The following is a 21,660-nucleotide window of genomic DNA, read 5'->3' as shown; positions in this document are numbered from 1 at the left end:
AGCCTCTTCTTGACGCGCCTCTCGCACCGCTGCGCGGGCTTCGAGACGCTGCGCCGGACTCCGTCCGTCGACTGACGCCAACCTCGGCTTACGGCTCGAACTTGTAGCCGAGGCCGCGGACCGTCACCAGATACCTGGGCGCGCCCGGGTCCGGCTCGATCTTGGCGCGGAGGCGCTTGACGTGGACGTCGAGGGTCTTGGTGTCGCCCACGTAGTCGGCGCCCCAGACCCGGTCGATGAGCTGCATGCGGGTCAGGACGCGGCCGGCGTTGCGCAGGAGCATCTCCAGGAGGTCGAACTCCTTGAGGGGGAGGTCGACCTTCGAGCCCGACACCGTCACCACGTGGCGGTCGACGTCCATGCGGACCGGGCCCGCCTCCAGGGCGGCCGGGGTGACCTCCTCCGGCTCGCCGCGGCGGCGCAGGACGGCCCGGATGCGGGCCACCAGCTCGCGGGACGAGAAGGGCTTGGTGACGTAGTCGTCGGCTCCTATTTCGAGGCCTACGACCTTGTCGATCTCGCTGTCCTTGGCGGTCACCATGATCACGGGGACGTTGGAGCGGCCGCGCAGCTGGCGGCACACCTCCGTGCCGGGCAGCCCCGGCAGCATCAGGTCGAGGAGGACGAGGTCGGCGCCATTGCGCTCGAACTCGTCGAGTCCGTCGGGGCCGGTGGCCGCGACGGCGACCTCGAAGCCCTCCTTGCGGAGCATGTAGGACAGGGCGTCGGAGAAGGACTCCTCGTCCTCGACGACGAGCACTCGGGTCACGGAAGGACCTCCGGGGCGGGAAGCGGTTCGTACGGGGTTGGGTCGGCGGTGCCGCCGGCCTCGTCGTCGAGGTCGGGGTGCTGCTGTGCACGGTCGCGGGCCGCACCCGCCTCCGGCAGTCTGAGGGTGAAGGTGGAGCCCTGGTTCTCGGCGCTCCAGACCGTGACTTCCCCGCCGTGCGAGGCGACCACGTGCTTCACGATCGCGAGACCGAGACCGGTGCCTCCGGTCTGCCGGGAGCGGGCCGGGTCCACGCGGTAGAAGCGCTCGAAGATGCGCTCCTTGTCCTTGTCGGAGATGCCGATGCCCTGGTCCGTGACGGCGAGCTCGATCATGTCGCCGCCGGGGGCGTTGACCCGGCGGGCGGCTATACCGACACGGGTGCGGGCCGGGGAGTAGTTCACGGCGTTCTCGACGAGGTTGCCGAGGGCGGCGGCGAGCTGGCCGCGGTTGCCCCAGACGTGCAGGTCGGCGGTGCCGCCCGCGGCCATCGTGATCTGCTTGGTGCCCGCCTGGTGGCGGCAGCGGTCGACGGCCTCGGCGACGAGTTCGTCCACCCGGACGGGCTCGGCGTCCTCGAGGGGGTCGTCGTTCTGCACCCTCGACAGGTCGATCAGTTCCTGGACCAGGTTGGTCAGCCGGGTCGCCTCGATCTGCATCCGGCCCGCGAAGCGCTGTACGGCCTCGGGGTCGTCCGAGGCGTCCATGACGGCTTCGGAGAGCAGGGAGAGCGCGCCGACGGGCGTCTTCAGCTCATGGCTCACATTGGCCACGAAGTCGCGCCGTACGGCCTCGATCCGGCGGGCCTCGGTGAGGTCCTCGACCAGCAGCAGGACCAGGCGGGAGCCGAGCGGGGCCACGCGCGCGGAGACGGCGAGGGCCTCGCCCCGTCCGGTGCCGCGCCGGGGCAGGTCCAGCTCGACCTGTCGTATCTCCCCGTCCCGTCTCGTGTCCCGGGCCATCTGGAGCATGGGCTCGATGGCGAGCTTGCCGCCGCGGACCAGCCCGAGGGCGTAGGCGGCGGAGCTGGCCTTGACGACGGCGTCGGCCTCGTCGAGGACGACGGCCGAGGAGCGGAGGACCGACAGAACGGTGTCCACTCCGGGCGGGAGTACGGGATCGGTGTGCAAAGAAGTCCTGGTCGGTCGCTTCTGGTCGCGTTCGCTCCAGCGGAACGCCAGCATGGCGATGACACCGGTGAGCACCCCGGCGATCGCTGCCGCTGCGGCGACCGCCGCGTTCACGTCCATGCATCCAGGTTAGGCATGGGGTACGACATGACCACAGCCGTCGGAGTGCGACCTCGGACACTCGTCGCCCAGAGTTCACCTTGGAGCCAGTAGTGGTTCATTTGGGGTGGAAGAAACGGACGCGTGCGAGGCTGAACGTGGGAGCGTGGGGTTCGCACCGCCGGTTTTCGCCACGGGGCGCGTGGTGTCACGGCCCCCGGAAACCCCCGAAGCACACGTACGAGAGGGAACCCTGATGCGGGACGCGTACCACGAGGAACTGGATTCGATCGGCGACGGTCTGGTGGAGATGGCCCGGCTGGTCGGGTCGGCGATCGGGCGCGCCACGACGGCCATTCTCGACGCCGACCTGAAGCTGGCCGAGAGCGTGATCGAGGCCGACCAGAAGGTCGACGAGCTCCAGCACGACCTGGAAGCTCGGGCCATAGCCCTGCTCGCCCGCCAGCAGCCGGTGGCGACGGACCTCCGTATCGTCGTCACGTCGCTGCGCATGTCCGCCGACCTGGAGCGCTCCGGCGACCTCGCCCAGCACGTGGCGAAGCTGGCCCGGCTGCGCTTCCCCGCGCGCACGATCCCGCACGACCTGCACGCGACCATCCTGGAGATGGGCCAGCTCGCGCAGCGCCTGATGGCGAAGGCCGCCGAGGTGATCGTGACGAAGGACGTCGACCTCGCCCTCCAGCTGGAGTCGGACGACGACGAGATGGACCTGCTGCACCGCACCCTCTTCCAGCACCTGATCGACGAGCGCTGGAAGCACGGCATCGAGACGGCCGTCGACGTGACCCTGCTGGGCCGCTACTACGAGCGGTACGCCGACCACGCGGTGGCCGTCGCCAAGCGCGTCGTCTTCCTGGTCACGGGTGAGCACGCGGACGAACTGCAGCCAGACATCCAGCCCGCCACCGGGGTCGACGGAGCCTGACACCGGCCTTGCCTCGGGGGCTCGAAGGCCGTTGGGCGGGGCGCGCGGGCGCCTCTGTGCGCCGTTGATGCGCCCAGTAAAACGGGCATGGAATGGGCGAGGGCATCTGGCCCCAGTGTCGAGGAGGGACCCATGGCCGAATCCCCCAGCACCACGCCCGACCCCACCCAGGAGCGCGAGACCGACCAGCCCGCCGAGATGAGGAGCCTGCAGCTCGTGGCCGCGTGCGGCTGCGGTTCGGGCTGTGGCTGCGGCTGCCAGTCGGGCGCTCCCTGCCAGTGCGGCTGACGGCGTACGACCGTGAGGGGCCCCGGTGACTCCGGGGCCCCTCACTTCGTCCACGGGCTGCTGGCCACTGCTTGCCGGACGTGGCTACTGGAAGCGGATCTTGCGGGCCAGGACCTTCCGGGCGACCTGGGTGACCGTACGGCCCTCGGCGAAGGCGCGGGCGCGCATCCGGTCCAGGGCCTGCTCGGGGTCCACGTCGAGCTGCACCATCACCATGCCGACCGCCTGGTGGACCTCGGTGTGATCGGCCTGTGAGCCGTGCACCCAGGACGCCACGTCGCCCTCTTCTCCCGTGGGCCGCAGCCCCGTCAGGGCGTCCGTCATCGCGTCCCGCACCCACAGTGCGGTCCGCAGATCCGGCTCGGACAGTCCGCCGGCCCGGTCGCAGTACAGGTCGAGGGTGCCGATGGCGGTGCCGCCGACGCCGAGGGGCAGCGCGAACACGGCGGCCGCGCCGAGCCCGACGGCTTCGTGGGCGAAGATCGGCCAGCGGCAGCTGTCGCGCCGTCCGGCGAGGTCGGCCGCGAAGACCGGGGTGCCCCGATCGAGGGCGGTCTGGCAGGGCCCGTCCCCCACGGTGTACTGCAACTCGGCGAGCCGTGCGGCGACGCGGTCACTGGCGCACCAGGTCACCCGGATCCCGCGCCCGCCGGAGATCGACACGGAGGCCCCGGTGACGGGCAGCAGCCGCACACACGCCACGCACAGCGCGTCCGGGATCCGCCGCGGATCACCGGCCCCCCGCGCGGCAGCGGCGAGCACCTCGTCGACCCGCGACCGCCCCTCCACCTCCGGCGGCACACCACCCCCGGCCGCCTGCTGGGACTGCCCGGACTTCATGGTCATCACCCCCGGCGTGGCGTGCGGTGAGCGGGTCCCGTGCATGCCGGGTTCCCCCGTTACGGGGAGGTAGTGCACGGAGCGGCGGAGTGAAGCTCACATCTTCCTCAGGAATGGCACGGAAGCTCGTAGTCCGCCTCCCGGCGCTGACAGGATCCGTTGCCATGCCTCGCCGAACTCTCACAGGACTGGCCGTCGCCTGTGCCGCGCTGCTCGTTCCGCTCGCCGGCTGTTCCTCGGATCACCCTGAGGCCGCGAAGCCTGCGGAGACGACCGGCCAGGAGCGCAGCGCACGACTCCCCGTCCCCGCCCCCGATCCCACGGGTCCCCCGGAGCTGGACGCGGACGAAACCCTCGCCGGCCGCCAGAAGGCGACCACCGGGAACGCGAGCATCGCCTTCCGCGAAGGGAAGAAGGGGGACGCGCTGATCGTCGCGGTGCGCTGCCAGGGCGCGGGCAAGATCAAGGTCGCGGTGCGGCCCGTGCGTATGTCCTTCCCGCTGGAGTGCCGCGCAGACAAGGCCGACACCATCTACAACCAGGTGGCGGTCGGCGGCGCGGACCGCAGTGGAGTCGTCTCCGTCGAGGCTCCCTCCTCCGTCCGCTGGTCGATGACGATCGGCCGCGGTGCGCCTGTCCAGGAGGAGCCGCCCATCGAGGCGGCCGGCAATCCAAAAGGGCGCCTCTGACGTATCGGAATAGTAGGGCCGCAACCTGGGGTACGCCCTTGGTCGGCTCGTTCCGGAAGGAAGAGTGCATCCATCATGCGAGCACACTGCGCGGGGCGTCTCCTCGCGGCGTCCGCGGCCGGCGTTCTGCTGGCCGGCGGCGCTGCGATCGGCACGGCGGGCACTGCCGCGGCGGCCCCTGCTGTGCACACCCATGTGACCACCGACTCGTGCTTCGGCCACGACGACGGGCGCTGCTTCGACCACGGTGGGTTCCGCTTCGACCACCGCGGGTTCTGCTTCAACCACCCCGGGTTCTGCTTCGGCCACCGCTTCGATCACCGCTTCTTCGACAACCGCTTCGACCGCTTCGACAACGGATCCGTCGTGGTCATCGTGATCGGGTGACGGCGGGTGGGCCCGGGACCACCCTGAAAGAAAACGGGAGCAAGCAGAAGGCCCGGGTACTCCGACCCGGGCCTTCTCCTGGCTTCACCTCCGGTTACGCGCCGGGCGCACGGAAGGCCACCTGCCGACGGGCGGCCTCGTCGATCTCGTCGAGGGTGAGCAGTGGGGTGGCCCGGGTGTGAAGGGCGCCGCTGGCCTTGACGGTAAGGCTGGCGGCGGCCATGGAGACCGGGTCGGGAAAGTCGACGATGATCACGAGGTCGTCCTCCCCGAAGACGAAGTACATGGCCTCGACCGTCCCACCGAGGCCGGTGACGACCTGGTCGACGGCAGCGCGCCGGCCACTCGCGCCTTCCCTGAGCAGCCCCTTCGTGCCCTCCGCCGTGTAGCTGGCCTGGATGAGGAATTTCGGCATGGGAACACTCCCTACCCATCGCTTGTCCGATACGCAGGAGGGGTTCCCCGCTGTCGCATCGGTCGCCGCTTGCCGAACCGCATTCACTCGTTAGCCGCGCTTGCTTCTTCTTCCCCTGGCTGCTGTACAGCGTCATCAACCTCACGGGCACGAGCGACGTTTTTGCGGGCGGTGAGGGTGCGGGGGTGGTCGGAGCCAAGCAGGCGTTCGCAGTCGGTCAGCACTCGCTCGTGCAGGTCGAGGGCTTCTTGGGTGCGCCCGGCGTCGCCATAGGAGATGGCGAGGTTGCCGCGAGCGGTGAGGGTGCGGGGGTGGTCGGGGCCGAGCAGGCGTTCCATGTCGGCCAGCACCTGTTCATCGAGTTCGAGGGCTTCCTGGGTGCGCCCGGCGTCGCTGTAGATGATGGCGAGGTTGCCGCGAGCGGCGAGGGTGTCGGGGTGGTCGGGGCCGAGCAGGCGTTCGCGGTCGGCCAGCACCTGCCTGTGCAGGTCGAGGGCTTCCTGGGTGCGCCCGGCGTCCCTGTAGGTGATGGCGAGGTTGTTGCGGGCGCTGAGGGTGCTGGGGTGGTCGGGGCCGAGCAGGCGTTCGCAGTCGGCCAGCACCCGCTCGCGCAGGTCGAGAGCCTCCTGGGTGCGCCCGGCGCCCCTGAAGGAGATGGCGAGGCTGCCGCGGGCGGTGAGGGTGTTGGGATGGTCGGGGCCGAGCAGGCGTTCCATGTCAGCCAGCACCCGTTCCTGCAGGTCGAGAGCATCCTGGGTGCGCCCGGCGTCGCTGTAGGAGTTGGCGAGGTTACCGCGGGCGGTGAGGGTGTTGGGGTGGTCGGGGCCGAGCAGGCGTTCGCGGTCGGCCAGCACCCGCTCGTGCAGGTCGAGGGCTTCCTGGGTGCGCCCGGCGTCCCTGTAGGAGTTGGCGAGGTTGCTGCGGGTGATGAGGGTGTCGGGGTGGTCGGGGCCGAGCAGGCGTTCCATGTCAGCCAGCACCCGTTCCTGCAGGTCGAGGGCTTCCTGGGTGCGCCCGGCGCCCCTGTAGGAGTTGGCGAGGTTGCCGCGGGCGGCAAGGGCGCGGGGGTGGTCGGAGCCAAGGAGACGTTCGCAGTCGGCCAGCACCTGCTCATCGAGTTCGAGGGCTTCCTGGGTGCGCCCGGCGTCGCTGTAGGAGTTGGCGAGTTTGCCGCGGGCGGCGAGAGTGTCGATGTGGTCGGGGCCCAGGGTTTCGTAGTTTTGCTGAAGCACCCTTTGGTCGTAATCAACGGCCTGTTCGTAAAGGCCCACTGACGTCAGGCTGCTGCTGACCCGGTACACGCACGCATGTGGAGCGGGCTTCCACAAGCTCGGGAAAGTGTGCTGGTCAAGCAGCATGGTGGTGGCGCGCAGGGTGGCGGACAGGTCTCGGTCGTTGTGGTCGAGGCCGGGCCAGAGGCTGAGGATCGCGTCCGCCGCCGTGCGTGCCATCGCGGGCAGGGCTTGCGGAGGGATCGTCTCGCGTATGGCCCGCGCGGTAAGTGCGTGGATGCGGATCGGCGCCTTGGCAGTGTCCTGGGCGATGAGGGCGTAGGTACGCAGGCACTCCAGCGCAGCGTGAATGTCCTGCTCGGTAACGGCCGGCTGGTGGCTGCGCAGCCAGCGACGACGGCCGGGCCGCGATGTGCGCAGATGTGCCCTCACGGGCGGCGCCGTCCACAGGGCGCTGGGGTGGCCGAGTGGGTCCATGAGCGCGATGAATTCCAGAAGCGGACGGGCGAGGCGGGTGGTGTCGGCGGCCTGCAAGGCGTTGAGGGAGACCAGGAGGGCCGTGGTGACAGGACGTCCGTAGCCCTCGGTATCGGCATTCGACGGCATGAGTTCGCTCAGCTTGTTGCTGGTGTCGCAGAAACGCTCCAGATAGTCAGCGATTCCGCACCGTTTGTTGATCATGTAAGCGGCGGCGTGGCCAAGGGCCAGTGGCAGACGGCCGAGTTCCTCGGCAAGGCGGTCGGCCTGATCGGCGTCGTAGAGGTGGGGGTGTCCGGCGTCGGTGAGGCGGTGGTGAAGGTAGGCGCGGGCTTCCTCGATGGTGTAGAGGTCCAGGCGGATCAGCTTGCGACCCTGGCCGCTGAGCAGGGCGTCACTGCGCCGGGTCGTGGCGAGAACCCAGCCGTTGCGGTGGCTGCCGTCGGGCCACCAGGGATCGACGGCTTCCGGGTCGGTGATGTCGTCCAGCACGATCAGCCAACGCCGCTCGGTGGCAGGCAACCAGGCCAGGAATGCTTTGGCCGCGGCAGCGACATCGCCCGGGGCGGCGCCCGGAAGGCCGAGTCTGTCGGCGGCATCCGCATAGGCCGTGATGATCTGGTCGGGCTCGGTCGCATTCGCCCACACCAGGAGGTCCAATCCGCTGTATTGCGATCGTTCCTGGTCGCGCAGCTCACGTGCCAGCGCGGCGGCGAGTTGGCTCTTGCCGACCCCGCCGTCGCCGGCCAGCACCTGCGAGAGCACCACGCTGCCCCCCGCGGAGCGGGCCTGTGTGACGGCCTCGCGGGCCTGGGCGCGCGGCTGAAAAGCCGCGGCCAGCCGCGGGACGGTGCCCACCCATATCGGCCACTCGGCCTCGGGCTCCCTCACCGGCGGCACCTGGACATTCACGTCACCCGTGATCTGGGTGATGTTCCCCTGCGTGCGGGCGCTCTGCCGCGTGCGGCGCTGGGCCCGGTCCTGCTTCACTGCTGCCGTCCCCCACTACGCCTACGCGCGGTTGCCGCCGACCTGGTCGATGTCACCGCCGCCACGCGCCTTCTGCCGGATACTCTCCGGCCGAACACGACGACGGGCCGCAGGCGTGCCACCTTGGTCGCCTCCCGTCTGCGTGATGTTCCCCTGCCCGCGCGCTGCCTGCCGCACCCTGCGCGGGTAGGCGACCGTTGGGGCGGTACCGGCCTGGGACGCCCACCAGCCGACGGCCGCCAGAACACCGGCCGCAACCACTCCCGCGACGGGCCCGATGACCTCCCACGGGTCCTTGCCGCCGTCGGACAGCAACGCCCAGGGCACCGCGACAACGAAAAAGGCCAGAACCGAAGTGGCCACCGCCACCAACCACCGCACCACTGCCTGCATGCCAGCCCCCAAGACCCGCCCTCGCCAACGCGCCCTAGAACAGCCCATGCTGGCACGGAACGCCCGGTCTGCAGGCACACATGTAGGGAACCGATGCAGACAACGCGAGGCTGTGGCTGCCTAAAGCCGTGGAGCCGACCGGCCTCAGCCACAGAGGGAGGGAAGGCGGTCTGCTCGTCGTAGGTGATGCAGTGAGTGAGGCAGTGGTGGAGGCAGCCGAGCCCCAACACAGCGACAAGCCCCCCACCCGCAGAGAACCCGCAGGCAGAGGGCTTGATCAGTGGGACCTACTTCTTCTTCCCCTGGTTCTTGACCGCCTCGATGGCCGCCGCAGCAGCCTCCGGGTCGAGGTACTTGCCGCCGGGGGTGACCGGCTTGAAGTCGGCGTCCAGCTCGTAGGAGAGGGGGATGCCCGTCGGGATGTTCAGGCCCGCGATGTCCGCGTCCGAGATGCCGTCGAGGTGCTTGACCAGGGCGCGGAGGCTGTTGCCGTGGGCGGCGACCAGGACGGTGTGGCCGTCGAGGAGGTCGGGGACGATGCCGTCGTACCAGTAGGGGAGCATGCGGACGACGACGTCCTTGAGGCACTCCGTGCGGGGGCGCAGCTCCGGCGGGATGGTCGCGTAGCGCGCGTCGTTCGCCTGGGAGAACTCGGAGTCGTCCGAGAGCGGGGGCGGCGGGGTGTCGTACGAGCGACGCCAGAGCATGAACTGCTCCTCGCCGAACTCCGCGAGGGTCTGCGCCTTGTCCTTGCCCTGGAGGGCGCCGTAGTGGCGCTCGTTCAGGCGCCAGGAGCGGTGGACCGGGATCCAGTGGCGGTCGGCGGCCTCGAGGGCCAGCTGCGCGGTGCGGATCGCGCGCTTCTGGAGGGACGTGTGGACCACGTCGGGGAGAAGGTCGGCGTCCTTCAGGAGCTCGCCACCGCGGACTGCCTCCTTCTCGCCCTTCTCATTCAGGTTCACGTCCACCCAGCCGGTGAACAGGTTCTTCGCGTTCCACTCGCTCTCGCCGTGGCGGAGGAGGATCAGCTTGTACGGTGCGTCGGCCATGACTGAGAGCGTAATCCACGCATTCGGCCCCCAGGGCGGACGCCCAGCAGCCGGACAGTTGACGGCATCTGTTAATTGAGTGGCCTCCGTCAACCCTGCCCTTGTAAGTTGCGCTTGCCTGTTGAGCCGCTTACAGCACCGTGGGGGTCCCGCCATGTCCGTCGCCCGTCTGAGACGAGCCGCTCGGGAGACCGTCTCCGGGCTCCCCCGCGAGTTCTGGTGGCTGTGGACCAGCACCCTCGTCAACCGGCTGGGCGCCTTCGTCGCCACCTTCATGGCGCTCTATCTCACGCTCGACCGCGGGTACTCGGCCTCGTACGCCGGTCTAGTCGCCTCCCTGCACGGGCTCGGCGGGGTCGTCTCCTCGCTGGCCGGTGGCGTGATGGCCGACCGGCTCGGGCGGCGGCCGACCCTGCTGATCGCGCAGACCGCCACCGCCGGGTCCGTCGCGCTGCTCGGGTTCATGCAGGACCCCGTCACCATCGCCGCCGTCGCCTTCCTCGTCGGCATGGCCTCCAACGCCTCCCGGCCCGCCGTGCAGGCGATGATGGCCGACATCGTGCGGCCGGAGGACCGGGTGCGGGCCTTCTCGCTCAACTACTGGGCCATCAACCTCGGCTTCGCCGTCTCCTCGATGGCGGCCGGCTTCATCGCCGAGTTCAGTTATCTCGCCGGGTTCCTCATCGAGGCCGGGATGACCCTGGCCTGCGCGGTCGTCGTGTTCCTGAAGGTGCCCGAGTCCCGGCCCGCCGCCGCGGCCAAGCAGGACGGCGGCGACGTCAGCCTCGTGACCGTGCTGCGCGACGGGCGGTACATGGCCGTCGTCGGGCTGTCCTTCCTCGTCGCCCTCGTCTTCCAGCAGGGCTCGGTCGGGCTGCCGGTGGCCATGGGGCGGGCCGGGTTCACGCCCGCCGACTACGGCCTGGCCATCGCCGTCAACGGCATCCTGATCGTCGCCCTGCAGATCCCGGTCACGCGCTTCATCGAGCACCGCGATCCGCGCACGCTGCTGGTCGTCTCCTCGGTCCTCGCGGGCTACGGCTTCGGGCTCACCGCCTTCGCCGGGTCGGTCGGCGTCTTCGCGCTCACCGTGTGCGTGTGGACGCTCGCCGAGATCGTCAACGCGCCCACCCAGACCGGGCTCGTCGTCCGGCTGTCGCCCGTGCAGGGCCGTGGGCGCTATCAGGGCGTGTACACGCTCTCGTGGTCGGTCGCCGGCCTGGTCGCGCCGCTCATGTCCGGTGCCGTCATCGACCGGTTCGGGGCGGAGTGGCTGTGGGCCATGTGCGCGGCCGTCGGGACGGCGGCGGGAGTCGGGTACGGCGTGCTCATGCGGCGGCTTCCCCCGGAGGAGGACGCGGCCGTGTCCTCGCGGCGGCGGCAGCGGGCACAGGCGTCCGAACAGGCCGCCTGACCCCCACCAGCTCAGTGACGCAGGTCACATTCAGTCCTGTCACGTCTTGCCGAGCCGCTCCGTCAAGGAGGTGTAGCCAACAGCAACCACACAGGAGCCCACGATGGAAGCTCGCCTGAACCTCTTCGCCAACCCGGTCGCCGGCAAGTTCATGCGGTACATCAACTCCGCGGGCAAGGCGGTCTCGGACTCGACCCTGCCGGCCGCGACCCAGGAGCTGGTGAAGATCCGCGCCAGCCAGATCAACGGCTGCGGCTTCTGCACCGACATGCACACCAAGGACGCCGCCCACGCCGGCGAGACCGCCCAGCGCCTCCACCTGGTCGCGGCCTGGAGGGAGGCCAAGGTCTTCACCGACGCCGAGCGCGCCGCCCTGGAGCTGACCGAGCAGGGCACCCGGATCGCCGACGCGGCCGGTGGCGTCACCGACGAGGCCTGGGCCGACGCCGCCAAGCACTACGACGAGGACCAGCTCGCCGCCCTGGTGTCCCTGATCGCCCTGATCAACGCCTACAACCGCCTCAACGTCGTCGTCCAGCAGCCCGCCGGCGACTACGAGCCCGGCATGTTCGGCTGAGCGACCAGCGCATCGACGCATGCACACGCGCCCCCTTCGGCAGCTCTGCGGGAGGGGGCGCGGGCGCGAGCATCTAATTCCAGTATTCGCGGAATGTAATTGCCTGGGTATTCGGAATTCCTTCAAACATATCTTGACAGGCGCTCAAAAATTCCCCTTTCGAGCGACCCGCATCCCCCGAACGCCTCACAACCCCGCCTCCGGTGACCGTCGTTAGGTGACCGTGACGCGATTCCACTGGTGCGCAAGGGAAGATCATCAGACGACCACTCTTCGCTGGGACGGCGATGTGGGTCCCAAGTCGTGCTCGGAGCTGCTCGATGATTTCCTGAAGAATATCAACAGAATGGAAAACGAATATAGGCGCGCGATGGCGGATCTGTGCGGAGCGTCCTGAGGCGGGGTGCGGAGGTCTATCGATGGACAGGATTCACGACGAAGCCGGTCTCTACGACCATGCCTGGGCCGTCCCGGAGCCGGACATCCCGCCGAACGACTGGGATCCGGTCGAGGAGCTGGCCCAGATGCTGTCCACGACGGCCGGCGCGCCTCCCGCTCCCACACCGCTGAACATCCCGGCCCCCCGCCGGAGCAGCCGTCGACGGATCCGTCAGGAATCGCATTTCCTCGACGGAGGTCGGCGCGTCACGCACATCTCGTTGCTGATCGCCACGGTCTCGCTGTGCGCGGTGTGCATGCTGGGCTGGTCCGTCTGCTATTCCTACGGCCAGCTGCGCGGGATCGCCGCGTCGGTGCTGCCCGGGAGACTGGCGCAATGCTGGCCGCTGACGGTGTACGGGCCGTGGTTCGTGGCCGCTCTCTCGGTTCTGCGGGCGACCGCTCAACGGCGGAGTGCGCGGCGTTCCTGGTGCGTCGTGGTGGCTGCCTCCGCGATGGCCGTGGCGCTGTGTGTCAGCCACTCGTCACACGCGCTGCTCTCCTTAGTGATTTTCGGAATTCCGCCGGTCACCGCGCTGGTGTGCTTCTGGGAACTCGTCGGCCAGATCTCGTCCAGGAGCCGGCCCCGGCACGCCACCCACGCCGATCGGCCTGCGGCCAAGCCGTGAAGGCGGCATCCGAGCCGTGAAGGGGCGCGCGGCCGGCGGCCTCACGGATGCATCCGCGCCCCCTTCAACAGCTTGTCGACCCCGTTCCGCGGGCCGTACACCGCAAGGCCCACCAGGTCCAGTTCCGCGGTCGGTACGGCCCGTACCGCGGCACGGTTGTCGCGGTCGTTGCCCGTCGTGAAGAGGTCGGCCGTGAACACCGCGCGGGGCAGGGCCCGCGCGAGGGCCCGGGCGTGCGCCGCCTTCAGGGTCTCCTTGCCGCCCTCGAAGACCAGCACCGGCTGGCGGAACATCGGCAGGTACGACACGCCGTCCGCGTCCTCGTACGGGTCCCCGATCACCTCGGGGACCTGGCTGCCCAGGCCGCTGACCAGGAACGCGGTGACGTTCAGGCGCTGCCAGGGCTCCAGGTCCTCGCGGAGCAGTACGGCGATCTTGGTGTCGAAGCGCGGTTCAGTGCTCATGGAGTGAGACTGCCGGTCGGTCCATGGCCCCGTCTTGTACGTTTTTTGCATGGCCGCCCGGCAGGAAGTCACCGCGTGGCGCCCTCGTGTCCCGGGCGTCACCGAGGTCTTCCACGCCCACTTCACCGAGTACGCCTACCCGATGCACGTCCATGACGCCTGGACGCTGCTGATCGTCGACGACGGAGCCGTACGGTACGACCTCGACCGGCATGAGCACGGCACTCCGCACGACACCGTCTCGCTGCTGCCGCCGCATGTTCCGCACAACGGCTCCCCGGCCACCCCGCACGGCTTCCGGAAGCGGGTGCTCTACCTCGACAGCAGCCTGCTCGGGGACGAGCTGATCGGGCCGGCCGTCGACGGGCCCGACCTCAGGGATCCCGTGCTGCGGCGTCGGGTCGGGCAGGTGCACGGCGCGCTCGGGCGGCCCGGGGACGAGTTGGAGGCGGAGAGCAGGCTGGCCCTGGTCGGGGAGCGGCTGCGGGAGCACCTGCGACGCCGGGCCGCCCGACAGCGGCCCGATCCGGCCCTCGCCCGCTCGCTGCGCGAACTCCTGGACGAGCACGTCACCGAGGGGCTGGTGCTCGCCGACGCCGCCCGGCTCCTGCACGCCCACCCCGCCCACCTCGTACGGGCGTTCAGCACCGCTTACGGCATCCCCCCGCACCAGTACCTGATGTCCCGCCGCGTCGGCCGCGCCCGCCGGCTGCTGCTGGACGGGCTGGCCCCGGGCGAGGTGGCGGTGGCGACCGGGTTCTGCGATCAGGCCCATCTCACGCGGCACTTCAAGAAGTTGGTGGGGGTCACCCCGGGGCGCTACCGGCTCAGTTCGCGCTGAGCGTCGTACAGGTTGCGCGGGCGCACCGCGTCCGTGGTGCCGTACAGCTCCAGGCGGGAGTGCAGGTCGCCGGTGAAGTCGGGGACGTCGGTCTGGTCGAACTCCCGTACCTCGTCGATGCCCACCGTCGCCGAGTACGGCGCCAGGCCGTCGATCTTCATCAGGCCCGCGCGGCCGTTGGTGACCCGGATGTTCCAGTGGGTGAAGCGGGCGCCGAAGAGCGGGCCGGCGCTGGCGTCCCCGCCGTGGCGGCCGTCGTTGTTCACCGTGATGTCGGTGCGCACGTCGGCGAAGGGCAGACCGCGGTGCGAGTCGAAGGTGCCCATCTGCATCTCGCCGCGCGACCAGACGTTGTGGGAGGACAGGCCCTCGACGTTGATGCCGTGGAGCTGGGTGCCGGCGGGCGCGGGCACGGTCCGCTGTTCGATGGTGAAGTCCTCGATCAGGTTGTCGTGGGAGCCCTCGCGGCAGAAGTACGGGTGGTGGGAGCCGCGGCCCGCGACCCGGGTACGGCGCAGGGTGCAGGCCGAGGCCGCGACCAGGCCGAAGCCGTTGTCCACGTGCCGGACCGTGACGTCGTCCACGAAGCAGTCGTAGGCGCACTGGAGGACGACCCCGTTGTAGCCCTTGTCGAGGAGGTGCGGGGACTGCGGGGTCTCCCTCGCCTCCAGGGTCAGGCCCGCGACGGCCGAGCCCGTCAACTCCTGGACGTGCGTGGTCAGTCGGGGGTCCCACTCCGGGCGCAGGTCGAGCGGGAGCGGGCGTTCGAGGGTGATGCGGCGGCCGTGGACGCGGGTGATGCGGACGGGCCACTCGTAGGGGACGTAGGAGGTCAGCTTGGTCTTGTCGGCCCAGGAGTAGGCGGCGGGGCCCGGGCCGCCGCCCGCCATGTGCTGCAGGAGGGTGTGGGCCGGGTCGTCGGCCAGGCGCAGGAGGACCAGTTGCCCCGGCGCCAGGCGGTCCGCGTCGGCCACGGTCACCGTCCATGAGCCCTGGCGGGCCGGCTCGATGGTCGTGAGGGTCGTCCACTCGTTCCGTCTGTTGCCGGTCCAGCCCTCAAAGGGCCAGGCCTTCGACCTGATCGCCGCCACCAGGGAGTCCCAACGGGCCCTCGGCGCCAGCCAGATGAGGCCTCCTGCCCAGGACCAGGACGACTTGTCGCCGCCGTATCGGGAGCCGTAGGCGCCGATCAGTTCGGTGAGGTTCTTCGTGGCGTACAGGGTCGTACGGCCGCTGCCGGCGCCGCGTAGGACGACGTTCGGGTCGGCTATGCGGATCACGTCGTCGATGCGGAAGGTGCCGGGCGGGATGGTGACCGTGCCCCCGCCGGCCCTTCCGGCTGCGGCGAGGGCACGGTTGATCGCGGGGGCGCAGTCCGTGGTGCCGTCGGGGACGGCGCCGTAGTCGGTGACGTCGGCGAGAGTGCGGGGGCGGGGGAAGCGGCGCGATCCGGCGCGGTGGCCCGCCCGGCCGACGTACGGGATCTGCGGGTGGGTGAAGGGGGTGCGGGTGAACTCCCGCCAGAGGGAGGGGACTTCCGTCGGTGCCGCAATCGCCGTGCCGGTTGCCGCACCCAGGGCCACGGCGGTGGCGCCGGTGAGGAGTGTCCGTCTGCTGAGGTGGCCGTTGCTCATGTCCGCCCGCCCTTCCATATTCATGGATATGAACGACGTTCAGGAATGCGTTGGCGGTGAGCGTGCCACTGCCCCTGCCGTGGAGGGAAGGGGTCCGACCGTCAGTCGGTCGGGCGCTCGATCAGATGCTTGAACGCGTCCAGGTTCCGCGTCGACTCGCCGCGGGACACCCGCCACGCGTACTCCCGGCGGATCGCGGAGGCGAAGCCCAGCTCCAGCAGGGTGTTGAAGGCGCCGTCCGCCGCCTCCAGGACCTGGCCGAGGAGGCGGTCGATCTCCTCGGCGGTGACCGCGGTCAGGGGCAGGCGGGCGGTGACGTAGACGTCGCCGAGCCGGTCGACGGCGTAACTCACGCCGTACAGCTTGAGGTTGCGCTCCAGCAGCCAGCGGTGGACGCCGGCCTCGTTCTCGTCGGGGTGACGGACGACGAAGGCGTTGAGGGAGAGGGTGTGGCGGCCCACCCGGAGGGAGACCGTGGTGGAGAGCTTGCGGGTGCCGGGGAGCTTGACGACGTAGGTGCCGGGCTCCGGGCTCTCCCACTCCAGTTCGGCGTCCTTCAGGACCCCCTCGATGACCTGCGCCGCCTTGTCCACATCACCCATGCTGGGAGCGTACGCGACGGCGGTGGGCCTGGGTCGCGGCCATGTACACGTCGGCGGTGGCGGCCGCCGCGGTGTCCCAGCCGAAGGACCGCGCATGCCGGGCGGCGGCCGCGCCCATGCTGTCCGCGAGGGACGGCTCGTCGGCGAAACGGCGCAGCACGCGCGCGTACTCGGCCGGATGGTGGCCCTTGACCAGGAAGCCGGTGGCGCCGTCGCGCACGGCCACCGGGAGGCCGCCGACCGAGGCCGCGAGCACCGGGGTGCCGGTCGCCTGCGCCTCTATGGCGACCAGGCCGAAGGACTCACTGTAGGAGGGCATGACGAGGACGGAGGCGGCCCGGAACCAGTCCGCCAGCTGCTCCTGGCCGACCGGCGGGCGGAACCGTACGACGTCGGCGATGCCGAGCCGGGCGGCGAGCTTCTGCAGGCCCTCGGGCTTGGCCAGACCACTGCCGCTGGGGCCGCCGACGACGGGTACGACGAGCCGGGAGCGCAGCTCGGGGCGCTCCTCCAGCAGGACGGCGACCGCCCTGAGCAGCACGTCGGGAGCCTTCAGGGGCTGTATGCGGCCCGCGAAGAGCGGGATCAGCGCGTCCTGGGGCAGGCCGAGGCGGGCGCGGGCTGCGGCCCGGCCGTCGGCGGGGCGGAAGCGGTCGAGGTTCACCCCGGGGTGCACGACGGCGACCTTGGCCGGGTCGGCGGCGTAGTGCCGTACCAGCTCGTCGGCCTCCTCGGCGGTGTTGGCGATGAGGCGGTCGGCGGCGGCGACGATCTGGGTCTCGCCGATGACCCGGGCGGCGGGCTCGGGGGTGTCGCCGTCGGCCAGGTTGGCGTTCTTGACCTTGGCCATGGTGTGCATGGCGTGCACCAGCGGGACGCCCCAGCGCTGGGCGGCGAGCCAGCCGACGTGGCCGGAGAGCCAGTAGTGGGAGTGGACGAGGTCGTAGTAGCCGGGGCGGTGCCCGGCCCAGGCCTGCATCACGCCGTGCGTGAAGGCGCACAGCTGGGCGGGCAGGTCCTCCTTGGCCAGGCCCTCGTAGGGGCCGGCGTCGACGTGCCGGACGAGGACGCCGGGCGCGAGCTGGACCGTGGGGGCGAGGCCGCCGGCCGTGGCCCGGGTGAAGATCTCCACCTCGATGCCGATGGCGGCCAGGCGCTGGGCCAGCTCCACGATGTACACGTTCATGCCGCCGGCGTCGCCGGTGCCGGGCTGGTGGAGCGGTGAGGTGTGCACGGAGAGCATGGCGACGCGGCGGGGCCTGCGGTGGAGCCTGAGCCGCGAGGGGGCCGCCGGGGAGCGACGCCCGAGCCTGCTGACGTACTGGCTCACGTGGCGTTCCTCCTTGCTGCGGGCATGCCTGCCGGAGGACCGACCTCGCCCTCCAAGGGGGTGCAACAGCGGCGGGGGCGGCTCGAATTCCCTTGCGGCAGGCTTTACCTAATCATTACCGTGATCCGCTCAACCGTTCGACAGGTACCGCGCGCCCGAGGAAGACACCCGATGACGACGCCGTCCAGCTCCGCCATCCGCACCTGGCCCCCTAGAAGCCGCCTACCCTCATAGGTATGACAGCCCGCGCGACTTCCCGCCCCGTGGGAACGGTGACACGCGGGACCACCAACCCCAACCGGCTGCGGCGCATGGACCGCTGGATCGCGGCCACGCACGGCGCCGAGCTGCGGCGTGCCGGGGATCCGGTGGCGGTCGACCTCGGGTACGGGGCGGCGCCCTGGACCGCCGTCGAGCTGCTCGGCCGGCTGCGGACCGCCGCGCCCCGCGCGCGTGTGGTCGGCGTCGAGATCGAGCCGGCCCGGGTCGCGGCGGCGAGGCCGTACGAGCGCGAAGGGCTGACCTTCCGGCACGGGGGCTTCGAGATCCCGGTCGCCGGGCGCCCGGCGCTGGTCCGGGCCGCCAATGTGCTGCGCCAGTACGACGAGGACGCGGTCGCCGCCGTGTGGGAGCGGCTGTGCGCGCGGCTCGCGCCGGCGGGCGGTGGCTCGCGCGGCGGACTGCTGGTCGAGGGGACCTGCGACGAGATCGGGCGCCGGCACGTGTGGGTGGCGCTCGGCCCGGAGGGCCCGCGGACGGTGACCTTCGCGACCCGGCTGGGCTCCCTGGAGCACCCCTCGGACCTCGCCGAGCGCCTGCCGAAGGCCCTGATCCACCGCAATGTGCCCGGCGAGCCCGTCCACACCTTCCTCCGCGACTTCGACCGCGCCTGGGCGGCCGCCGCCCCCTACGCCTCCTACGGCGCCCGCCAGCGCTGGATCCGCACGGTCCGGGACCTTCGCGCCGACTGGCCGATAACGGACTCACCGACGCGCTGGCGCCAGGGGGAAGTGACGGTGGCCTGGGGGGCGTTGGCGCCGCGGGGGTACTGAGCACCCCAGGGAACGATCTCCGTGCGTCGTTCGTCACATCGGCGCGGGGATCGTCGTATTCGGTGCGGGCAGGGGGAAGTGCGCCCGGAGGACCGGGGGCAGAGGGGGCGCGCCGGGCGGGTGGGGGGCGAAAATCCGACTTCCCGTGACCTCTGTCGTTTTGCGCGTCACCGTGGCACGATCCCTCAGGCGATCGTAAGTTACTGACGGTAAATCAGCTTGGGGGACCTATGGGTACGGGCAAGCGCGGTCTGCTCACGGCCGCCGTGACGGTGGTCTGCGCCGTGACCGTGCTGGCGGCGCCCGGCACGGCGTTCGCCGCCCCCTCCCGCACACCGAGCCCGACCTCGTCCCCGAGCGCGTCCCCGACTCCCCCGCCCAGCAAGGACCTTGAGAAGGTCCGCGAGAAGCTCGACAAGCTCTACCACGACGCCGCCGTCGCCACCGACGTCTACAACGCGGCCGAGGAGAAGACGAAGGAACAGTCCGCCCTCATCGTCGAGCTGGCGAAGAAGATCGTCGAGGGACAGCAGAAGCTGGAGCGGCTCAAGAACCAGGCCGGCGCGGCGGCCCGGGCCCAGTACCGCACCGGCGGACTGCCGCCCACCGCCCAGTTCCTGCTCAGCGACGACCCGCAGCAGTTCATCGACGGGGCCGGCACGGTGCTGAACGGCCAGCGGGCGACCACCAAGCTGATCACCGAAATGACCCGCACCCAGAAGGACTTGCAGGGCTACGCCGACGACGCCTCCGCCCAGTGGCAGAAGCTGGAGGCCAACCGCAAGGCCAAGGCGGCCGCCAAGAAGAAGATCAAGCAGCAGATCTCCGAGGCGGAACAGCTCGAGTCCCGGCTGGAGAAGAAGGAGCGGGAGCGCCTCGCCGAACTGGAGCAACAGGCCGCCTACCAGGCCCAGACCAAGTGGCTGGACACCGGCATCCTCGACGAGATCAACGGCAAGGCCTCCGCACAGGGCAAGAAGGCCGTCGAGTTCGCCAGCGCCCAGCTGGGCAAGCCGTACGTGTGGGGCGCCGAGGGCCCCAAGTCCTACGACTGCTCGGGCCTGACCTCCCAGGCCTGGGCGAACGCCGGCCACCCCATCCCGCGCACCTCGCAGGAGCAGTGGAAGCAGCTCAAGCACGTCGACATCAAGGACATGCGCCCCGGCGACCTCATCATCTACTTCGACGACGCCAGCCATGTCGCGATGTACGTCGGCGACGGCGCGATCATCCACGCCCCGCGCCCCGGACGCACGGTGACGGTCGCGGGCGCGGGTTCGATGCCGATCCTGGGGGTCGTACGGCCGGACGCGTGAGCGTCGTACGGCCGGACGCGCCAGCGCCGTACGGCCGCACGGGTGAACGTCGTACGGCCGCACGGGTGAGCCAGGTCATGTGACCGCCCCCACGTGCCGTCTCGACCCCTCCCGTGTGACCCACCGCACGCCCAACCCCCGCCCAAACCCCGGCCGTGCGTGAGCTTCGTCATCCCCGCCCGCCAGGCGTCCTGTCCAACTGCGGTACGGATCGCGGCATATGACAGGGGACTGCGCCCGAGCGACGCGGCTCACACCATTCCATCGGGGTGGGCAGTACCGCTATGGTCACCCGACGGTGGGTCGAGGTCCCTCGCCCCGCCTGCCCTCGGGGGGAGGGAAGGAACCAAGACGATGCCCGTACCCGTACCGCGGCAGAGAGCGATCCCGGCCGTGGAGAGTGGTCAGGCGCAGGCCGTCTCCCATGGCGGCCCCCTCAAGGAAGAGGCTCACCGCAGCGCCACGGCCGGCGGCGCCACCGGCGCCACTCTCACCCTGCTGCTGATCGAGGACGATCCGGCAGGCTCGCCGATCGTGCCCGACCTGCTGGACGCCTCCGGCAAGCCGGTCCGCGTCCGCACCGCCCGCAACCTCACCGAGGCCGGGCGGCTGCTCACCGACGACGTCCACTGCATCCTGCTGGACCTCGCGCTCCCCGCGCCCGGCAACGCCGAGGGCGACGACGAGCTGGCCGTGCTCAAGCATGTGCTGGAGCTGGCGCCCCGGCACGCCGTGCTCGCGCTGACCGCCTCCGGCGACGCCGAGCGCGGCGCCGAGGCCGTGCGCGTCGGCGCCCAGGACTACCTGTTCCGGGACGAACTGGACGGCCGCCTGCTCAGCCGCGCCATTCGCTACGCGGTGGAGCGGAAGCGTTCCGACACCGCCGAGCGGCGCCTGGCGGAGGGCCGGCTGCGCGCCCAGGAGAACCGCCGGCTGGAGCGGGGCCTGCTGCCCACGCCCCTGCTGGAGGGCTCCTCGCTGCGGTTCGCCGCCCGCTACCGCCCCGGCCGCTCCCGGGCCCTGCTCGGCGGCGACTTCTACGACGCCGTCCGCACCCCCGACGGCACCGTGCACGCCATGATCGGCGACGTCTGCGGCCACGGCCCGGACGAGGCCGCGCTCGGCGTGGAGCTGCGCATCGCCTGGCGCGCGCTGACGCTGGCCGGACTGTGCGGGGACGAGCTGCTGGGCACGCTCCAGCAGGTGCTGGAGCACGAGCGCGCGGACGAGGAGATCTTCGCGACGCTGTGCACGGTGGACATCGCCCCGGACGGCCGCTCGGCGGGCCTGTGCCTGGCCGGCCACCCGGCCCCGCTGCTCGCCCGCCCCGGCCGCACCGCGAAGCTGCTGCCGTACGACAAGAACGGCCCCGCCCTCGGCCTGCTGCCCGGCGCCCGCTGGCCGCGGATGCAGGTGGAGCTGGGTGCCGAGTGGAGCCTGATGCTCTACACCGACGGTCTGATCGAGGGCCGGGTGGGCACGGGTGGGGAGCGGCTCGGCCAGGACGGCATGGTGGACCTGGTCCGCCGGCAGCTCTCCGAGGGGCTGCGGGGCGAGGAGCTGCTGCGGGCCGCGGTGAGTGAGGTGCGGGACCTCAATGGGGGCGAGCTGACGGACGACGTGGCCGTGGTGCTGCTGGATCGGGCGCCGTAAGGGGCC

Annotated in this window: 22 protein-coding genes; 11 read left to right on the top strand and 11 right to left on the bottom strand. The window is 70.9% G+C overall.

Features of this window, described 5'->3' with window-relative positions:
- Positions 1-88: 88 nt before the first annotated feature.
- On the bottom strand, positions 89-760 hold the full coding sequence (gene phoP, locus BEK98_RS15375; RefSeq protein WP_018568744.1) for a two-component system response regulator PhoP: 672 nt from the start codon (positions 758-760) through the stop codon (positions 89-91).
- A gap of 5 nt (positions 761-765) precedes the next feature.
- Positions 766-2,019, bottom strand: a complete 1,254-nt coding sequence (gene phoR, locus BEK98_RS15370) for a two-component system sensor histidine kinase PhoR (RefSeq protein WP_094217078.1) — start codon at positions 2,017-2,019, stop codon at positions 766-768.
- Between the two features lie 235 nt (positions 2,020-2,254).
- Here phoR and phoU point away from each other — a divergent pair, with 235 nt between their 5' ends.
- Together phoU and BEK98_RS48990 are read left to right on the top strand one after the other, a co-directional pair.
- Complete coding sequence (gene phoU, locus BEK98_RS15365) at positions 2,255-2,944, top strand: phosphate signaling complex protein PhoU (protein WP_094217077.1); 690 nt, start codon at positions 2,255-2,257, stop codon at positions 2,942-2,944.
- 132 nt (positions 2,945-3,076) lie between these two features.
- The gene (locus tag BEK98_RS48990) at positions 3,077-3,232 is read left to right on the top strand and encodes a hypothetical protein (protein WP_167444171.1); all 156 of its coding nucleotides are present in this window, start codon (positions 3,077-3,079) and stop codon (positions 3,230-3,232) included.
- An 84-nt stretch (positions 3,233-3,316) separates the two neighbouring features.
- Here BEK98_RS48990 and BEK98_RS15360 read toward each other — a convergent pair whose 3' ends face one another.
- The gene (locus tag BEK98_RS15360) at positions 3,317-4,117 is read right to left on the bottom strand and encodes a GAF and ANTAR domain-containing protein (RefSeq protein ID WP_244201864.1); all 801 of its coding nucleotides are present in this window, start codon (positions 4,115-4,117) and stop codon (positions 3,317-3,319) included.
- A gap of 119 nt (positions 4,118-4,236) precedes the next feature.
- On the opposite strand from BEK98_RS15360, the gene BEK98_RS15355 reads away from it, so the two are divergent.
- A complete protein-coding gene (locus BEK98_RS15355; protein WP_094217076.1) occupies positions 4,237-4,761 on the top strand; it encodes a hypothetical protein in 525 nt (174 codons plus the stop codon).
- 75 nt (positions 4,762-4,836) lie between these two features.
- Positions 4,837-5,148 carry a hypothetical protein gene (locus BEK98_RS15350; RefSeq protein ID WP_094217075.1) on the top strand — a complete coding sequence of 104 codons (312 nt, stop codon included), beginning with the start codon at positions 4,837-4,839 and terminating at the stop codon, positions 5,146-5,148.
- 94 nt (positions 5,149-5,242) lie between these two features.
- On the opposite strand, the gene BEK98_RS15345 is transcribed toward BEK98_RS15350, so the two are convergent.
- The 4 genes from BEK98_RS15345 to BEK98_RS15330 all read right to left on the bottom strand — a co-directional run bounded on the left by BEK98_RS15345 (position 5,243) and on the right by BEK98_RS15330 (position 9,704).
- Positions 5,243-5,563 (bottom strand): GYD domain-containing protein, encoded by a 321-nt coding sequence (locus BEK98_RS15345; RefSeq protein WP_094217074.1) that lies wholly within the window; start codon positions 5,561-5,563, stop codon positions 5,243-5,245.
- An 83-nt stretch (positions 5,564-5,646) separates the two neighbouring features.
- Complete coding sequence (gene fxsT / locus BEK98_RS15340) at positions 5,647-8,262, bottom strand: FxSxx-COOH system tetratricopeptide repeat protein (protein ID WP_208643114.1); 2,616 nt, start codon at positions 8,260-8,262, stop codon at positions 5,647-5,649.
- Between the two features lie 21 nt (positions 8,263-8,283).
- Positions 8,284-8,655, bottom strand: coding sequence for a hypothetical protein (locus BEK98_RS15335; RefSeq protein WP_094217073.1), 372 nt, complete (start codon positions 8,653-8,655; stop codon positions 8,284-8,286).
- 287 nt (positions 8,656-8,942) lie between these two features.
- Positions 8,943-9,704 (bottom strand): phosphoglyceromutase, encoded by a 762-nt coding sequence (locus tag BEK98_RS15330; protein WP_094217072.1) that lies wholly within the window; start codon positions 9,702-9,704, stop codon positions 8,943-8,945.
- A gap of 154 nt (positions 9,705-9,858) precedes the next feature.
- Between BEK98_RS15330 and BEK98_RS15325 the strand changes: the two genes are divergently transcribed.
- From BEK98_RS15325 to BEK98_RS15315, 3 genes are all read left to right on the top strand, one after another.
- A complete protein-coding gene (locus BEK98_RS15325; RefSeq protein ID WP_094217071.1) occupies positions 9,859-11,118 on the top strand; it encodes an MDR family MFS transporter in 1,260 nt (419 codons plus the stop codon).
- 103 nt (positions 11,119-11,221) lie between these two features.
- Positions 11,222-11,695 (top strand): carboxymuconolactone decarboxylase family protein, encoded by a 474-nt coding sequence (locus BEK98_RS15320; RefSeq protein ID WP_094217070.1) that lies wholly within the window; start codon positions 11,222-11,224, stop codon positions 11,693-11,695.
- Positions 11,696-12,114: 419 nt separating this feature from the next.
- Complete coding sequence (locus BEK98_RS15315; protein ID WP_094217069.1) at positions 12,115-12,762, top strand: DUF2637 domain-containing protein; 648 nt, start codon at positions 12,115-12,117, stop codon at positions 12,760-12,762.
- A 41-nt stretch (positions 12,763-12,803) separates the two neighbouring features.
- Here the strand turns inward: BEK98_RS15315 and BEK98_RS15310 are convergent, their stop codons facing one another.
- A complete protein-coding gene (locus tag BEK98_RS15310; protein ID WP_094217068.1) occupies positions 12,804-13,277 on the bottom strand; it encodes a DUF2000 domain-containing protein in 474 nt (157 codons plus the stop codon).
- Between BEK98_RS15310 and BEK98_RS15305 the strand changes: the two genes are divergently transcribed.
- Entirely contained in the window at positions 13,276-14,067 is a 792-nt protein-coding gene (locus BEK98_RS15305) for a helix-turn-helix transcriptional regulator (protein WP_094217067.1), read from the top strand. The genes BEK98_RS15310 and BEK98_RS15305 overlap by 2 nt on opposite strands.
- Here the strand turns inward: BEK98_RS15305 and BEK98_RS15300 are convergent.
- From BEK98_RS15300 to mshA, 3 genes are all read right to left on the bottom strand, one after another.
- Positions 14,046-15,701 (bottom strand): glycosyl hydrolase family 28-related protein, encoded by a 1,656-nt coding sequence (locus BEK98_RS15300; protein ID WP_208643113.1) that lies wholly within the window; start codon positions 15,699-15,701, stop codon positions 14,046-14,048. The genes BEK98_RS15305 and BEK98_RS15300 overlap by 22 nt on opposite strands.
- Before the next feature lie 101 nt (positions 15,702-15,802).
- Positions 15,803-16,303, bottom strand: coding sequence for a type III secretion system chaperone family protein (locus BEK98_RS15295; protein ID WP_094217065.1), 501 nt, complete (start codon positions 16,301-16,303; stop codon positions 15,803-15,805).
- Complete coding sequence (mshA, locus tag BEK98_RS15290; protein ID WP_094217064.1) at positions 16,296-17,633, bottom strand: D-inositol-3-phosphate glycosyltransferase; 1,338 nt, start codon at positions 17,631-17,633, stop codon at positions 16,296-16,298. Before mshA ends, BEK98_RS15295 begins: the two co-directional genes overlap by 8 nt.
- 236 nt (positions 17,634-17,869) lie before the next feature.
- Here mshA and BEK98_RS15285 point away from each other — a divergent pair, with 236 nt between their 5' ends.
- The 3 genes from BEK98_RS15285 to BEK98_RS15275 all read left to right on the top strand — a co-directional run bounded on the left by BEK98_RS15285 (position 17,870) and on the right by BEK98_RS15275 (position 21,654).
- Positions 17,870-18,685, top strand: a complete 816-nt coding sequence (locus BEK98_RS15285) for a class I SAM-dependent methyltransferase (protein ID WP_208643112.1) — start codon at positions 17,870-17,872, stop codon at positions 18,683-18,685.
- A 230-nt stretch (positions 18,686-18,915) separates the two neighbouring features.
- The gene (locus BEK98_RS15280) at positions 18,916-20,001 is read left to right on the top strand and encodes a C40 family peptidase (RefSeq protein ID WP_094217062.1); all 1,086 of its coding nucleotides are present in this window, start codon (positions 18,916-18,918) and stop codon (positions 19,999-20,001) included.
- Between the two features lie 354 nt (positions 20,002-20,355).
- Positions 20,356-21,654: a PP2C family protein-serine/threonine phosphatase gene (locus BEK98_RS15275; protein ID WP_094217061.1), complete on the top strand. Its 1,299-nt coding sequence runs from the start codon at positions 20,356-20,358 to the stop codon at positions 21,652-21,654.
- Positions 21,655-21,660 lie beyond the last annotated feature (6 nt).

Source organism: Streptomyces diastatochromogenes (assembly GCF_002242805.1).
GTDB classification, from domain to species: domain Bacteria; phylum Actinomycetota; class Actinomycetes; order Streptomycetales; family Streptomycetaceae; genus Streptomyces; species Streptomyces diastatochromogenes.
The sequence above is the reverse complement of the archived record's forward strand: the minus strand, read 5'-3'. Positions and strand labels throughout refer to the sequence as shown.

Bases quoted from the DNA above. Each gene is read 5' to 3' on its own strand.
- phoR (WP_094217078.1), bottom strand. From the start codon at position 2,019: ATGGACGTGAACGCGGCGGTCGCCGCAGCGGCAGCGATCGCCGGGGTG.
- phoU (WP_094217077.1), top strand. From the start codon at position 2,255: ATGCGGGACGCGTACCACGAGGAACTGGATTCGATCGGCGACGGTCTG.
- BEK98_RS48990 (WP_167444171.1), top strand. From the start codon at position 3,077: ATGGCCGAATCCCCCAGCACCACGCCCGACCCCACCCAGGAGCGCGAG.
- BEK98_RS15360 (WP_244201864.1), bottom strand. From the start codon at position 4,117: ATGCACGGGACCCGCTCACCGCACGCCACGCCGGGGGTGATGACCATG.
- BEK98_RS15355 (WP_094217076.1), top strand. From the start codon at position 4,237: ATGCCTCGCCGAACTCTCACAGGACTGGCCGTCGCCTGTGCCGCGCTG.
- BEK98_RS15350 (WP_094217075.1), top strand. From the start codon at position 4,837: ATGCGAGCACACTGCGCGGGGCGTCTCCTCGCGGCGTCCGCGGCCGGC.
- BEK98_RS15345 (WP_094217074.1), bottom strand. From the start codon at position 5,563: ATGCCGAAATTCCTCATCCAGGCCAGCTACACGGCGGAGGGCACGAAG.
- BEK98_RS15335 (WP_094217073.1), bottom strand. From the start codon at position 8,655: ATGCAGGCAGTGGTGCGGTGGTTGGTGGCGGTGGCCACTTCGGTTCTG.
- BEK98_RS15330 (WP_094217072.1), bottom strand. From the start codon at position 9,704: ATGGCCGACGCACCGTACAAGCTGATCCTCCTCCGCCACGGCGAGAGC.
- BEK98_RS15325 (WP_094217071.1), top strand. From the start codon at position 9,859: ATGTCCGTCGCCCGTCTGAGACGAGCCGCTCGGGAGACCGTCTCCGGG.
- BEK98_RS15320 (WP_094217070.1), top strand. From the start codon at position 11,222: ATGGAAGCTCGCCTGAACCTCTTCGCCAACCCGGTCGCCGGCAAGTTC.
- BEK98_RS15315 (WP_094217069.1), top strand. From the start codon at position 12,115: ATGGACAGGATTCACGACGAAGCCGGTCTCTACGACCATGCCTGGGCC.
- BEK98_RS15305 (WP_094217067.1), top strand. From the start codon at position 13,276: ATGGCCGCCCGGCAGGAAGTCACCGCGTGGCGCCCTCGTGTCCCGGGC.
- BEK98_RS15310 (WP_094217068.1), bottom strand. From the start codon at position 13,277: ATGCAAAAAACGTACAAGACGGGGCCATGGACCGACCGGCAGTCTCAC.
- BEK98_RS15300 (WP_208643113.1), bottom strand. From the start codon at position 15,701: ATGAGCAACGGCCACCTCAGCAGACGGACACTCCTCACCGGCGCCACC.
- BEK98_RS15295 (WP_094217065.1), bottom strand. From the start codon at position 16,303: ATGGGTGATGTGGACAAGGCGGCGCAGGTCATCGAGGGGGTCCTGAAG.
- BEK98_RS15285 (WP_208643112.1), top strand. From the start codon at position 17,870: ATGACAGCCCGCGCGACTTCCCGCCCCGTGGGAACGGTGACACGCGGG.
- BEK98_RS15280 (WP_094217062.1), top strand. From the start codon at position 18,916: ATGGGTACGGGCAAGCGCGGTCTGCTCACGGCCGCCGTGACGGTGGTC.
- BEK98_RS15275 (WP_094217061.1), top strand. From the start codon at position 20,356: ATGCCCGTACCCGTACCGCGGCAGAGAGCGATCCCGGCCGTGGAGAGT.